Source organism: Streptomyces spororaveus, assembly GCF_016755875.1.
GTDB classification, from domain to species: Bacteria; Actinomycetota; Actinomycetes; order Streptomycetales; family Streptomycetaceae; genus Streptomyces; species Streptomyces spororaveus.
Genome location: NZ_BNED01000005.1, coordinates 7,609,663 through 7,622,373, shown reverse-complemented (window position 1 = coordinate 7,622,373; position 12,711 = coordinate 7,609,663). Strand labels below are relative to the sequence as shown.

Sequence of the window (12,711 nt, the reverse complement as noted above, 5' to 3'; positions counted from 1 at the left end):
CCCGATGGTTCGCCACCTTGCGCCGGGTGTCAGGTAGGAATGCGCCTCCCCGCCCCGGTTCACCGGCGGAACTCCCCAGGGTGAAGTACGGGATCCGGCGGGGCGGCGTACGCAACTCGTCGGCGCACGAAGGGATCCGTATCACCATGTACGCAGCAACGTCCTCCGTGTCCGCACCGGTCCGGTCGCACCGCACCCTCCCGGCCGGCGGCGGCCCCTACCTCGAACCCGGCCGCCCGTCGGCACCGGCGCAGGGCGCCGTCCGGGCGCGGCGAATGCCGGGTACCGGCTCCCTGCCCGTCAGCGGAAGAATCGACCTCTCGGGTCCGCAGGGGGCGCAGTTGCGCACCGCACTCGCCTCGGTGCAGCGGATCTGCCCGGAGTTCGCCCCGGTGCAGGTGCTACGGCGCAGCGGCCGCTCGGTCCTCCTGGTGGGCACCACCGGACGGATGACCGCCGTCGCGAAGGTCTTACTGGATCACTCGCCCGAGTGGCGTGAGCGCTACCGGCACGAAATAGCGGCATACCGGGCCTTCGTCCGGCACCGCCCGCCGGTCCGGGTGCCGCGGCTGATCGCCGCGGACCCCGAGAACTGCACGCTGGTGGTGGAACGGATGGCGGGCCGGGTCGCGGCGCTGCAGCGGCACCCGGTGGAGCCGCCGCCGCGGGTGGACCTCCGGGCGGCCCTCGGCGCGGTGTGCCGGGTCAACCAGTGGCGCCCGCCAGCGGAGTTGTTCGGCACCCCGATGAACTACGCGCGGCGGATCGCCCGCGACTACGAGTTGGGGCTGCTGACCGACCGGGACCTCGGCGACCTGCAGAAGCTGCTGCACGGCGTGAAGTTGTCCGGCACGGCGCTGCAGTTCAACCACGGTGACGCCCTGCTGTCGAACCTGCTGCTGTCGCCGGCCGGTCCGGTCCTGCTCGACTGGGAGCACGCGGGCTGGTACCTGCCCGGATACGACCTGGCCACGCTGTGGACGGTACTGGGCGACGCCCCGGCCGCACGTGCCCAGATCAGCCGGCTCGCCCAGTCGGCCGGTCCGGCCGCACGGGACGCCTTCCTGGTCAATCTGATGCTGGTGCTGACCCGGGAGATCCGGATGTCCGAGACGGCGGTGCAGCGCTCGATGCTGGCGAGCACCCCGGCCCAGCCGCTGCCGGTGGGCGCCCTGTCCTCCGGCGAGGAGCAGCGGCTGCTGCTGCGCCGCCTGCACGACGATGCGGGCATGGCGCGCCGGGCGGTCCGCGCGGCGGTCGGCACGCGCTGACCGTCTTTCCCCCCGATACGCGAAGTCCCGTGGCCCCCACCGCCGCGGGACTTCGCCGTTCTCGGGTGCGGACAGGGGGTACGGGGAGGGGGCGGGTGTCCCCCGTGCGGGGGAGCCGGATCCGCCCGGCGGGCGATCCGCGCGCCGCCGGGCAGCTGCGATGTTCGGAGCGGAGCGGGCAAGGGCTGCCCGTGATTGCGGAGGAAACCGTGTCCGTACATTCCGACGCCCGCCCGGCGGGCGGGCGTTTCGGTGCCGCCTGGAAGGCCGCGCACGCCCCCGTGGCGGGAGTTCCGCGCTGGGCGCGGGTCGCCGCGTACGCCGTCCCGCTCACCGTTCTGCCGTCCGGCATCTGGCGGTTGGGCCTCCTCTTCGTCGACCACTCCGAGGCGGACAGCGGGCAGCTGCCGGACTGGCTGCCGCTGGAGGTGTACGTCGTCCTCCTCTCGGTCGTGTCCGAGCTGCTGGCGTTCACGGCGGTCGGGCTGGTGGCCGCGTGGGGCGAGGTGGTCCCCCGGTGGATCCCGGTGCTGGGCGGCCGGCGGATCCCGGTGGCTGCGGCCGCCGTCCCGGCGGCGCTCGGCGCCGTCGTGCTGACCGCGCTGTGGACGGTCCTCGCGGCGGTGACCCAGGTGGCCGGGACCACCCTCCAGGGAGATCCGGTGCCTGCGGACTTCCCCAGTGAGGCGGGTGGCTGGACCGCGGCGTGGTTCTACGTCTGCTACGTCCCGCTCGTCCTGTGGGGTCCACTGCTCGGCGTGGTGACGGTGGCCTACTGGAGGCGGCGGCGCCGGATGCCTTGACATCACATGATCCCCCGAACACCTTTTCTGACTCAGCATCAGACATGCTGGAGGCACTTCCCCTCCTCCCCACACCGCTGGAGCCTGCCCATGTCCGCGAGCGCTTCACGCACCTCCCCCGCCACCCTCCCCTCCAGACGCGCGGTCCTCGCCGGTACGGGGGCCGGGGTGCTCGCCGCCACCGTGCTGCCGTCCGCCGCCGCCCGGGCCGACGGCGCCCAGGACGGTCCCCCGCTCGGCGAGTACGACGTCGTGGTGGTCGGGTCCGGGGCTGCCGGGATGACCGCCGCGCTCACCGCCGCCCGGCGGGGGCTGAGCGTGCTGGTGGTGGAGAAGGCCCCGACCTTCGGCGGATCGGCCGCCCGGTCCGGAGCCGGTATCTGGCTCCCCAACAACTCGGTGATCCTGGGTGCGGGGGTTCCGGACACCCCGCAGAAGGCGGCGACGTACCTCGCGGCCGTGGTCGGGCCCGGGGTGCCGGCCGACCGGCAGGCCGCGTTCCTCGCCAACGGGCCGAGGATGCTGGACTTCGTGATGGCCAGCAGCCCGCTCAGGTTCCGCTTCATGGAGGGCTACAGCGACTACTACCCCGATCTGCCGGGCGGGCTGGCGAACGGCCGCTCCATCGAACCGGACCAGATCGACGGGCACATCCTGGGGGACGAACTGGCCCGCCTGAACCCGGCGTACATGCCGGTCCCGGCCGGGATGGTGGTCTTCAGCCAGGACTACAAGTGGCTGAACCTGGCGGCGGTGAGCGCCAAGGGGCTCGCCGTGTCCACCGAGTGCCTGGCGCGCGGGACGAAGGCGGCGCTGCGCGGCGAGAAGCCACTGACGATGGGCCAGGCACTGGCGGCCGGGCTGCGCGCCGGACTCCAGCGGGCCGGGGTGCCGGTGTGGCTGAACAGCCCGCTGGTGGACCTGGTCCAGGAGGGCGGCGCGGTCACCGGCGTGGTCGTGGAGAAGGAGGGCGTACGGGGCACCGTACGGGCCCGGCGCGGGGTGGTCGTCGGCTCGGGCGGTTTCGAGCACAACGCGGCGATGCGGGCGCAGTACCAGCAGCAGCCGATCGGCACCCAGTGGTCGGTGGGCGCGAAGGAGAACACCGGCGACGGGATCCGGGCGGGCCAGCGGGCGGGGGCCGCCCTGGCGCTGATGGAGGACGCGTGGTGGGGGCCGTCGATCCCGCTGCCCGGGGAGCCCTACTTCTGCCTCGCCGAGCGGACCCTGCCGGGCGGTCTGATCGTGAACGCGAACGGCGCGCGGTTCGTCAACGAGGCGGCGCCGTACAGCGATGTGGTGCACGTGATGTACGAGAAGGACCGGGGCGCGGCCGGCTCGCACATCCCGGCATGGCTGATCGTGGATCAGAACTACCGCAACAAGTACCTGTTCAAGGACATCCTCCCGACGCTCCCCTTCCCGGACTCCTGGTACCAGGCGGGCGCGGCGAAGAAGGCATGGACCTGGGACGCGCTGGCCGGCCAGATCGGGGTCCCGGCGGCGGCGCTGCGGGCCACGCTGGGCCGGTTCAACGCGCAGGCGTGGAACGGCGACGACGCCGACTTCCACCGGGGCGACACGGCCTACGACCACTACTACACCGACCCGAACGTGCACCCGAACTCGTGTCTGGCACCCGTCTGGGTCCCGCCGTTCTACGCGTTCAGGATCGTGCCGGGGGATCTCGGTACGAAGGGCGGCATCGTGACGGACGCACGCGCCCGGGCCCTGCGCCCGGACGGGACGGTGATCCCGGGCCTGTACGCGGCCGGCAACGCGAGCGCGGCGGTGATGGGGCACAGCTATGCGGGGGCCGGATCGACGATCGGCCCCGCGATGACGTTCGGCTACGTGGCGGCGAACGCCATCGCGGACGCGTGACGTCCGCGCCCGGGGACGCGGACGGTCAGCCCTGCTGGAAGAGCTCGGCGGGGAGCGGCTTCAGGAGGGCGTAGAGGTCATCGGTGATCGGGCGGTCCCAGCTGGCGATGGTGACCAGCACGTTGTCACTGCGGTCGAACTGGACGCAGGAGATGCGGGACTCCGACAGCTTGATCTTCCGGACGATGAGGAGGTTGTCGCCCTGCATGACGGGGCAGTCCTCGACACCGGTGACCTCGACGTCCTCGTCGTTCTCCAGCGCGTCGAGGAGCTGGGCCGCCTCGAAGGGGATCTGGCCGTCGGTGAGGTCCCGGGCCGGGGAGCCCTCCGGGAGGTTCCCGATGATCATCGCGGGGCCGCGTCCGCCGAACAGGTCGTAGCGGAGGAAGACACCCTGGCAGCTGCCGTCGGGCGCGGGCAGCAGCCCGGCCCCGAGATTGCCCGGCCAGTCCCCCGGGTCCATGGCCAGGACATCGAAGTCCGGGCCGGCGGGTGTGGCGGCGCGGTGGCGGCGGAGGAAGGACATGCCGCCATGGTACGTGGCCGCGCGAGTTTTCCGGCCCGGGGGCCCGCATCCGGGAACCTCCCCGGGCCGGGCCCGCCGGCCCGGGCCGTCAGACCGGCGGGACGAGGGTGAACCAGTGCGGGAGCAGGGCGGCGTCGCCCGTGACCCGCAGGCGGGTGGCCGGGACGCGGCCCCAGAGGAAGAGCGCGAGGTCGCAGGCGCTCCCCTCGGCCTCGACGTCCGCCGGGGAGGGGACGCCGGGCACCAGCAGCACCTGGTCGCCCGAGAAGAGGACCGTCCAGGATTCCGGACCGTCGGTACGCCGGAAGCGGTACCGCTCCCCCGCGCCCGGCGGTGCCTGCCGCCAGCCGCGGCGGGCCGGTGCCATCACCTGGATCGTCTGGGTCACGGCGTCCGCGGCGACGTCCGGGGCGAGAGTGCCCGGAGTACCGGTCGCGGATTCGGCGTCCCAGCGGTGGACGGCCAGCTCGATCAGCTGCATCCGCAGCCAGAAGCCCGAGGTCTGCTCCACCGACCAGGTCCAGACGGTCGTGTCCGGCCCCAGCTCGGCGAAGAGCCCGGCCAGCTCCAGGGCGCCCTGCGCGAACCAGTCGGCCAGGGCGTCCGGATCGTCCGGGGCCTCGGTCAGGGTGAGGCCGGCGGGGTCCGGCGGGGCCGTGAGCCGTTCGCGCAGGAGGTGCGCGAGGTAGCGGTGCACCCCGCCCAGGTGCCGGACGAGGTCGGTGACCGACCAGCCGGGGCACGAGGGGACCGGTGGCGCCTCCCCTCCGCGGTCGAACGCTCCGCGTACGGCCTTCTCGAAGGCGGCGGCCTCGGTCCGGAAGGCGGTGAGCCTCCCGCCGTGATCCAGTTGGTCCAGGTGATCCATACGGGTGTCCCTGCCCACCGGGGGAGGGCAGGCGATCACGTTGAGCTACGGGCGAACGCCTCCAGTGCGTCCCTGAGCCCGGGCCGGTCGGTGCCCAGCTTGCGGCAGGCGGCCGACAGCACCCAGTCCGGGCCGGGCTTCGGTTTCGCCGCGGGTTCCTTCTCGGCCCGGACCGCGTGGTCCGCCGCCTGGATCTCCTCCTCGGTGAGCCCGTCCTCCCAGGCCAGCCCGCACGGCAGGGCGCCGCCCAGCCCCAGCAGGGTGTCGGTGGCCTCCGCGGCCAGCCCGTCCGCGCCGCATTCCCGCGCCGTCACCACGGCCTGCATCAGCAGGTCCGCGTCGCGCAGCTCGGTGCCGAGCGCGGCCAGGGCGCAGGCCAGTTCGTAGCCCGCGGGTGAGGCCGAGAGCAGGGTGACCGCCTCCTGGAGGAGCCCTGCCCGCTCCTCGGGGGCCGCGACCTGCGCCGCCACCCGCAGGGCTGGCCGATGCCCGAGGCGGCGCCGAAGGCACGGGCCCGCCGGACGGCGTCGTCGGCCAGGGCTCGGGCCCGCTGCGGATCGTGCGCGGCCACCGCCCGGGCCAGGTGCAGCTGCCACGGGCACCAGGCCGGGTTCTGGATGCCGCGCGGGGTCAGCCGCCGGTCGACCGCCTCCAGTTCGGCGATCGCGGCCCGCACCTCGCCCCGGGAAAGCAGCAGTTCGGCGTACACGGTCTGCGAGTCGGGGAAGACCACGGCCGCCGGGAAGGGAGCGCCGTACTCGTGCTCCTGTGCCAGCTCCCAGGCCTCCTCGGGTCGGCCCCGCGCGAGCAGGGTGGTGAGGAGGATGGCTATGGCGTACCAGTGCACAGGGGTACGCCGGCCCACGCGTTCGGCGAGCCGCAGCCCGGCCCGGGCCAGTTCCTCGGCCTCCACGAGCCGCCCGCGCCGGTAGCGGACGTAGGCCCGCAGGCTGTAGGCGAAGGAGAGGTGCGCGCCGCGCCAGCCGTGCCGCTCGAACTCGGCGGTGCCCTCCTCGAACAGCTCCTCGGCGCGTCCGGGCCGGTCGGTGTACATGTGGGCCATCGCGACCAGGACCGGGACCTCGAAGCCGCGGTCCTCGTGGGCCCAGCTGAAGGGCCGCTCCAGCACGCGCCCGGCGTGGTGCAGCACCACGTCGACCGGCTCGCCCCGCAGGCAGGCGTCCCAGGCGCGCAGCCCGATGATGTACCGCTCGGTGAGATCGCGGCCGGTCAGCCGGTCGGCGAGGCGGGCGAGCCGGCGGGAGCGGGCCGGGGAGTCGGTCTCGGCGGCGTTGAAGGCGTCCCACATGAACTGCTCGGACTGCAGGCGCAGCCGGGCGCGCACGTCCTGGGTGTACGGGATCTCCCGGGCGAGCGATTCGGAGGCCTCGGCGAGGCGGTCGCTGTGCGCGAGGACCTGGGCGAGCCGGATGACGATGCCCTGGCGCAGGGCCGGGTCGTCGGAGGGTTCGGCGAGGGCGGCCCGCAGGTGGTTGACGGTGTTGGCGGGCTCGGTGAGCAGGGAGGCGCAGCCCAGTTCGTAGAGGACGGCGGCGCGTTCGTCGAAGTCCGGTGGTTCGAGGAGGGCGCGGGCGAGCTGGCGGCGGGCGGCCTCGGGGGCGCCGGCCCGGAGGTTCTCGCCGGCGGCCTCGCGCAGGGTGCGTACCACCCAGGGGTCGTTCTCGGGGTGGGTCTCCAGCAGGTGGCGGGCGGCCGCGGAGGAGCCGAGTCCGGCGTCGACGACGGCTGCCGCGGCCTTGCCGTGCAGGGCGACGCGGAGTGCGTCGGGGATGGCGCGGTAGATGGAGGTGGCGATGAGCGGGTGGACGAACTCCAGTCCGGTGTCGGCGTCGGATTCCTCGGTGGCGGCCGCCGAGAGGATACGGGCGTCGCGCAGCCGCCTGGTGGCGTCCACGGCCTCCTCGGAGCCGAGGGCGGCGACCCGGGCGGCGAGGTCCTGCGGGATGGCGGTGCCCAGGACGGCGCAGGCCCAGGCGAAGCGGACGGTGGAGGGGCCGAGGCGTTCGAGGCGGGCGACGAGGCCGCTGCCGCGCTGGGCGGCGGCGAGGTCGCGCAGCTGCGGGGCGTTCGCCTCGACCGGGGTCAGGCCCCTGCCGCGGACCTTGGCGGTGAGTTCGACGGCCTCGAAGGGGTTGCCGGTGGTGACGGCCCAGGCCTCCTGGCAGAAGGCGTCGTCGGCGTGGGCGCCGACGGCCTCGCGGACCAGGGTGGCGACGGCGGCCGGGGTCAGCGGGGCCAGCGGCAGCGGGCGCTGTCCCGCCCGGCCGGGGAGCGTACGGAAGGCGTCGGCGTGCTCGGGCAGTTCGTCGGGGCGGTAGGCGACGACGAGGAGCAGGGGGAGGTGTTCGGCGCGCGGGGCGAAGGCGGCGAGCCAGCCGAGGGACTCGGGATCGGCCCAGTGGGCGTCGTCGAGGACGAGGGCGACGGGGGCGCGTTTGACGACGAGGTGGGTGAGGACCCAGTCGAGTCCGTCGCGCAGGCCCTGGGGGTCGGGCGGGACGCCCTGTTCGGGGGCGCAGAGTCCGAGGGCGGGGCCGACGATGGAGTACCAGCCCCCGAGGGCGGCGCGCAGCTCCTGCTCGGAGGTGCCCGCGAGCTGGGGCTGGATGAGCTGGCGGGCGACGTGGAAGGGCTGGCTCTGCTCCTGTTCGCCGCCCCGGGCGGCGAGGACGGTGCAGTTGCGGGCGTGGGCTCGGCGGCGCAGTTCGGCGAGCAGGGTGGTCTTGCCGAGGCCGGCCGGGCCGGAGAAGGCGAGCAGCGCGCCGCCCGCGTCCGGCCCGGGACCGGTGAGCTGGTCCAGGGCTTCGTCGACGATGGCGAGTTCGGTGTCGCGTTCGACCATTGTGCGCCGTGTGCGGGTCCGGCGGTCCGTCATGGCTGGTACCCCCCAGGCCTGTTCGGGGGTTCAGCGTACGCCCGGCGCGCATCGCGGGGGATGCCACTGGGGAAAAGAATGCGATCTTCTTTTCCGGCCGGATTCAGTCGATTGCGGAACGGGCGGCGAGGCCTTCCAGGACGGCCACGGCCTCCTGCGCGCGGTCGGCGGCCACGAAGAGGTGGTCGTGGTGGTAGCCGGCGATGACGTTGCAGCTCAGACCGTGTGCGCCGAGTTCGGTGGCGAAGGCGGCGGTGAGTCCGACGGCGTCGAGGGCGGAGTGGACGCGGAGGGTGATCCACCGGGCCGTCCAGTCGTAGGCGAGCCCGGCCGCGTCGGCGTCCTCCTGGCGCAGCACGAGGGTGAGCCCCTCGGGTTCGAGGACGGTGGCGACGGGGGCGGTCCCGGCGGGGACGGTGGCGCCATCGACGGTGCAGAAGACGTACTGTCCCTCGTTCAGCTCGGGCCGCATGCCGCTCAGGAGTTTCCGCAGATCGTGCTCGCCGCTCATGCGGCCACCCTACCGATCGCTGCGGCCGCGGCCGGTCCGTGAGCGGGCGGGTCAAACGGGCGGGTCGGCCGGATCGGGAGTCGCCCGTGATGCTCCCGATCGGCCGTCCGGCCCCGTGCGAGTGGAGCGGGCCCGGCCCGGGGGCGGCTTGCCTACGCGAGCCGCTTGCGCATCACGGTGCACACCGTCTCGTGGCGGCGGGACGATCCGTCCGGGGCCTGCTCGATCCACGCGTCGGGCCGAAAGCCCCGGGCGACGTACCCCGGCCGCTCGTACAGGGCCCGCGCCCGGGGGTTGTCCTCCTCCCCGCCCGGGATCCCCGGAGGGGGACCGCCCGGTCGGGGTCGGACCGGCTCAGGTCAGGTCGAACTCACCGCCGCGCGCGTCCCGTACGAAGGTGTGCCACTCGTCCGGCGAGAAGATCAGCGAAGGGCTCTCCGGCCGCTCGCTGTTGCGCATCGCGATGAAGCCCTCGACGAAGGCGATCTGGACGTCGCCCACTCCCCGGCTGCTCGACTGCCACTGCGCCTCGGTGAGATCGAGGTCCGGCTTCCCCCAGCCAGCGAGGGGCTGTGAAGTCATGCTCTCGGCCACGTGCGTGCTCCTCCCGGTACGTCGTCCGGGGGCAAGGTTAACCACCGCAGCGCGTGGCGCACAGGCCACGGTGCGTCACCGTGGCCTGTCCCGTACCCCGGGCCCGTCCCTCCGCGGCCGGCCCGGCCCCCGTCAGGACGTGGGCTCCTCGGCCCCCACCAGCCACATCGCGAAGAACTGCGCGCCGCCGCCGTACGCGTGCCCGAGCGCCCGGCGGGCTCCCGGAACCTGGTGTTCCCCGGCCTGGCCGCGGACCTGGAGGGCCGCCTCCGCGAAGCGGATCATGCCGGAGGCGCCGATCGGGTTGGTGGACAGCACCCCGCCCGACGGATTGACCGGAAGGTCCCCGTCGAGTTCGGTGACCCCGGCCTCGGTGAGCTTCCAGCCCTCGCCCTCCGCCGCGAAGCCGAGGTTCTCCAGCCACATCGGCTCGTACCAGGAGAACGGCACGTACATCTCGACCGCGTCGATCTCCCGGCGCGGATCGGTGATTCCGGCCTGGCGGTAGACGTCGGCCGCGCAGTCCTTGCCGGCCTGCGGCGACACGAAGTCCTTGCCGGCGAAGAGGGTGGGCTCGCTGCGCATCGCCCCGCCGTGCACCCAGGCCGCCGGCTTCGGCGAACGCGCCGCGCCCGCGCGGTCGGTGAGGATCATCGCGCACGCGCCGTCGGAGGAGGGGCAGGTCTCCGAGTAGCGGATCGGGTCCCACAGCATCGGCGAGGCCTGGACCTTCTCCAGGGTGATGTCGTGCTCGTGCAGGTGCGCGTACGGGTTCTTCAGCGCGTTGCGCCGGTCCTTGTACGCCACCAGCGAGCCCACCGCGTCCGGCGCGCCGGTGCGCCGCATGTACGCGCGCACGTGCGGGGCGAAGAAGCCGCCGGCCCCGGCGAGCAGCGGCTGCTGGAAGGGGACGGGGAGCGACAGGCCCCACATCGCGTTGGATTCGGACTGCTTCTCGAAGGCGAGGGTGAGGACGGTGCGGTGGACGCGGGCCGCCACCAGGTTGGAGGCGACCAGGGCGGTGGACCCGCCGACCGAACCGGCCGTGTGCACGCGCAGCATCGGTTTGCCGACCGCGCCGAGGGCGTCCGCCAGGTACAGCTCGGGCATCATCACCCCCTCGAAGAAGTCGGGGGCCTTGCCGATGACGACCGCGTCGATGTCCGCCCAGGTCAGTTCGGCGTCCGCGAGGGCGCGTGCGGCCGCCTCGCGGACCAGTCCGGCGATGGACACGTCGTGGCGGGCCGCCACGTGCTTGGTCTGGCCGATCCCGACGATGGCCACGGGCTCTTTACTCACCGTGCGTCCCCTTCCAGGACGGCGACCAGGTTCTGCTGGAGGCAGGGGCCGGAGGTGGCGTGGGCGACGACCCGCCGCGAGGCTCCGCGGTGGATCCGGGCGGCCGCCTCACCGATGCGGATCAGGCCGGCGGCCATCATCGGATTGGCGGCGAGCGCTCCCCCGGAGGGGTTGACGGTCACGTCGTCGGCGAGTCCGAGCGCCTTGCGCAGCACGATCTCCTGGGAGGAGAAGGGCGCGTGCAGTTCGGCGGTGTCCACCGGGGCGTCGAAGACACCCGCGTGTGCGGCGGCGAGCCGGGTGGACGGGGAGTCGGTGAGGTCGCGCAGGCCCAGGCTGTGGGCCTCGATGCGGTGGTCGATGCCGGTGATCCAGGCGGGGCGCTCGCAGAGCCGGCGCGCGAGGTCGCCGGCGGCCAGGACGACGGCGGCCACGCCGTCGCCCACGGGCGGGCAGTCCCCGGTGCGCAGCGGCCGGACCTGGTAGTCGCCCTGCGGGACGGGGCCGCGGAGCTGGGCGTGCGGGTTGGCGGCGGCCGCGTCCCGGCTGCGTGCCCCGACGGCGGCCAGGGCGCTCTCGTCGGTCTCTCCCGAGTCGATCAGGGCCCGGGCCTGGAGGGCGGCGAGCGCCACCGCGTCGGGCCAGAGCGGAGCCACGTAGTACGGATCGAGCTGGCGGGTCAGCACGTCGCGCACGGACCCCGGCGAGGACTTCCCGTACGAGTAGACGAGGGCGGTGTCGGCCTCGCCGGTCTGGATCTTGACCCAGGCCTCGTAGAGGGCCCAGGCCCCGTCCATCTCGACGTGCGACTCGGAGATGGGCGGCCAGGCGCCGACCCCGTCGAGGGTCATGGTGAAGGAGAAGGCCCGGCCGGCCAGGTAGTCGCTGGAGCCGGAGCAGGTGAAGCCGATCTCACCGGCTTTCAGGCCGGTGGCGGCCAGCACCCGGTGGAGGACCGGCATGACCATCTCGACTTCGCTGAGCTCGTCGGTGCGGCGCAGGTGGTCGCTCTGCGCGAAGGCGACCACCGCGACCTCGCGGGCGTATCGGGCCATCAGATGAGCTCCTTGTACGCGTCGTAGTCCGCGTCCGGTTCGCCGGTGGGGCGGTAGTGGTCGGGGTAGCGGCCGCCCTCGGTCCAGACGGGCTCGACGCGCAGGCCCATGCGGACCTGGTCGTAGGGGATGCCGCCGATCCGGCCGTGGAGGGCGAGGCCCGCGCCGTCGAGGGCGATGTGGGCGTAGACGTAGGGGACTTCGATGTCGAGGTTCTTGGCCTTGATGTTGACGATGCAGTAGGTGGTGACCGTGCCCGCCGGGCCGACCTCGACCTGGTCCGTGGTGGCCACCCCGCAGGTGGGGCAGGCGCCGCGCGGCGGGACGTACACCTTGTGGCAGGAGGGGCAGCGCTCGCCGACGGTCCGCCGTTCGGAGAGGGCGTTGATGTACGCGGTCTGGGCTCGGCCGGGGCTGTAGACGTAGTCGAGGCGGGCCTCGGCGACGATGCCGGTGACGGCGTCGGCGAACCCCCCGTCGTGCGGGACGGGCTCCCCGCCCGCGGGGCCGTCGTCGCACGGCTCGAAGCAGGCGATGTCGGTGATGGCGCCGGTGCGTTCGGCGGCCCAGCGGACGCGCACGCGCATGCCGGTGCGGACGTCGTCGGGGCCGGGCGCGTCGAGGGCGTGCAGGAGGGCCGTGTCCGCGCCGTCGAGGGTGACCAGCACCCAGGCGAAGGGGGTGTCCAGGGGCTGTTGGGGGCGGGGGCGGTCGTTCCACGCCCAGGTGGTGACGGTACCGGTGGCGGCGACCTCGACGAGCTCGCGGATCTCCTCGGCGGTGACGGGGTCGTACTCGACGGGCGGGACCATCACCTTGCCGTCGGAGGTCTTCACCCCGAGGACGGTGCGCTCGCGCAGTCCGGTGAGGAAGGCGCTCTGGACGGGCCCGAGGGACCGGGTGAAGGGAAACTCGACGACGAGGGGCGCACGGAGCACCTCCGGTGGGGGGGCAGCTGTCATGGTGGCTCTCCGATGCGATCGATTCGGTTGATGTCAGCCCCG

Annotated in this window: 12 protein-coding genes and 1 pseudogene; 3 read left to right on the top strand and 10 right to left on the bottom strand. The window is 73.8% G+C overall.

Going from position 1 to position 12,711, the window contains the following annotated elements:
- The first annotated feature begins 146 nt into the window (after window positions 1–146).
- The 3 genes from Sspor_RS36805 to kstD all read left to right on the top strand — a co-directional run bounded on the left by Sspor_RS36805 (window position 147) and on the right by kstD (window position 3,958).
- The gene (locus tag Sspor_RS36805; RefSeq protein ID WP_202202977.1) at window positions 147–1,271 is read left to right on the top strand and encodes an aminoglycoside phosphotransferase family protein; all 1,125 of its coding nucleotides are present in this window, start codon (window positions 147–149) and stop codon (window positions 1,269–1,271) included.
- 209 nt (window positions 1,272–1,480) lie between these two features.
- Window positions 1,481–2,074, top strand: a complete 594-nt coding sequence (locus tag Sspor_RS36800) for a hypothetical protein (RefSeq protein WP_202202976.1) — start codon at window positions 1,481–1,483, stop codon at window positions 2,072–2,074.
- A 90-nt stretch (window positions 2,075–2,164) separates the two neighbouring features.
- Entirely contained in the window at window positions 2,165–3,958 is a 1,794-nt protein-coding gene (gene kstD, locus Sspor_RS36795; RefSeq protein ID WP_202202975.1) for a 3-oxosteroid 1-dehydrogenase, read from the top strand.
- A 25-nt stretch (window positions 3,959–3,983) separates the two neighbouring features.
- Here the strand turns inward: kstD and Sspor_RS36790 are convergent, their stop codons facing one another.
- The 10 genes and pseudogenes from Sspor_RS36790 to Sspor_RS36755 all read right to left on the bottom strand — a co-directional run bounded on the left by Sspor_RS36790 (window position 3,984) and on the right by Sspor_RS36755 (window position 12,669).
- Window positions 3,984–4,484, bottom strand: coding sequence for a hypothetical protein (locus Sspor_RS36790; RefSeq protein ID WP_202202974.1), 501 nt, complete (start codon window positions 4,482–4,484; stop codon window positions 3,984–3,986).
- A gap of 88 nt (window positions 4,485–4,572) precedes the next feature.
- A complete protein-coding gene (locus Sspor_RS36785) occupies window positions 4,573–5,352 on the bottom strand; it encodes a maleylpyruvate isomerase family mycothiol-dependent enzyme (protein WP_202202973.1) in 780 nt (259 codons plus the stop codon).
- Between the two features lie 35 nt (window positions 5,353–5,387).
- Complete coding sequence (locus tag Sspor_RS41365) at window positions 5,388–5,678, bottom strand: hypothetical protein (RefSeq protein WP_308445565.1); 291 nt, start codon at window positions 5,676–5,678, stop codon at window positions 5,388–5,390.
- Window positions 5,678–8,215 carry an ATP-binding protein gene (locus Sspor_RS36780; RefSeq protein ID WP_308445564.1) on the bottom strand — a complete coding sequence of 846 codons (2,538 nt, stop codon included), beginning with the start codon at window positions 8,213–8,215 and terminating at the stop codon, window positions 5,678–5,680. Before Sspor_RS36780 ends, Sspor_RS41365 begins: the two co-directional genes overlap by 1 nt.
- A gap of 136 nt (window positions 8,216–8,351) precedes the next feature.
- On the bottom strand, window positions 8,352–8,759 hold the full coding sequence (locus Sspor_RS36775) for an ACT domain-containing protein (protein ID WP_202202972.1): 408 nt from the start codon (window positions 8,757–8,759) through the stop codon (window positions 8,352–8,354).
- A gap of 152 nt (window positions 8,760–8,911) precedes the next feature.
- A pseudogene (locus Sspor_RS40860) lies at window positions 8,912–9,070 on the bottom strand (GNAT family N-acetyltransferase); the annotation flags it as partial.
- Window positions 9,071–9,113: 43 nt separating this feature from the next.
- A complete protein-coding gene (locus tag Sspor_RS36770; protein WP_254722811.1) occupies window positions 9,114–9,341 on the bottom strand; it encodes a DUF397 domain-containing protein in 228 nt (75 codons plus the stop codon).
- A gap of 144 nt (window positions 9,342–9,485) precedes the next feature.
- Window positions 9,486–10,652 (bottom strand): thiolase family protein, encoded by a 1,167-nt coding sequence (locus Sspor_RS36765; protein ID WP_202202970.1) that lies wholly within the window; start codon window positions 10,650–10,652, stop codon window positions 9,486–9,488.
- Window positions 10,649–11,707, bottom strand: a complete 1,059-nt coding sequence (locus Sspor_RS36760) for a thiolase family protein (protein WP_202202969.1) — start codon at window positions 11,705–11,707, stop codon at window positions 10,649–10,651. Before Sspor_RS36760 ends, Sspor_RS36765 begins: the two co-directional genes overlap by 4 nt.
- On the bottom strand, window positions 11,707–12,669 hold the full coding sequence (locus tag Sspor_RS36755; RefSeq protein WP_202202968.1) for a Zn-ribbon domain-containing OB-fold protein: 963 nt from the start codon (window positions 12,667–12,669) through the stop codon (window positions 11,707–11,709). Before Sspor_RS36755 ends, Sspor_RS36760 begins: the two co-directional genes overlap by 1 nt.
- Window positions 12,670–12,711 lie beyond the last annotated feature (42 nt).

Bases quoted from the DNA above. Each gene is read 5' to 3' on its own strand.
- Sspor_RS36780 (WP_308445564.1), bottom strand. From the start codon at position 8,215: ATGGTCGAACGCGACACCGAACTCGCCATCGTCGACGAAGCCCTGGAC.
- Sspor_RS36805 (WP_202202977.1), top strand. From the start codon at position 147: ATGTACGCAGCAACGTCCTCCGTGTCCGCACCGGTCCGGTCGCACCGC.
- Sspor_RS36755 (WP_202202968.1), bottom strand. From the start codon at position 12,669: ATGACAGCTGCCCCCCCACCGGAGGTGCTCCGTGCGCCCCTCGTCGTC.
- Sspor_RS36770 (WP_254722811.1), bottom strand. From the start codon at position 9,341: ATGACTTCACAGCCCCTCGCTGGCTGGGGGAAGCCGGACCTCGATCTC.
- Sspor_RS41365 (WP_308445565.1), bottom strand. From the start codon at position 5,678: ATGCAGGCCGTGGTGACGGCGCGGGAATGCGGCGCGGACGGGCTGGCC.
- kstD (WP_202202975.1), top strand. From the start codon at position 2,165: ATGTCCGCGAGCGCTTCACGCACCTCCCCCGCCACCCTCCCCTCCAGA.
- Sspor_RS36790 (WP_202202974.1), bottom strand. From the start codon at position 4,484: ATGTCCTTCCTCCGCCGCCACCGCGCCGCCACACCCGCCGGCCCGGAC.
- Sspor_RS36775 (WP_202202972.1), bottom strand. From the start codon at position 8,759: ATGAGCGGCGAGCACGATCTGCGGAAACTCCTGAGCGGCATGCGGCCC.
- Sspor_RS36760 (WP_202202969.1), bottom strand. From the start codon at position 11,707: ATGGCCCGATACGCCCGCGAGGTCGCGGTGGTCGCCTTCGCGCAGAGC.
- Sspor_RS36785 (WP_202202973.1), bottom strand. From the start codon at position 5,352: ATGGATCACCTGGACCAACTGGATCACGGCGGGAGGCTCACCGCCTTC.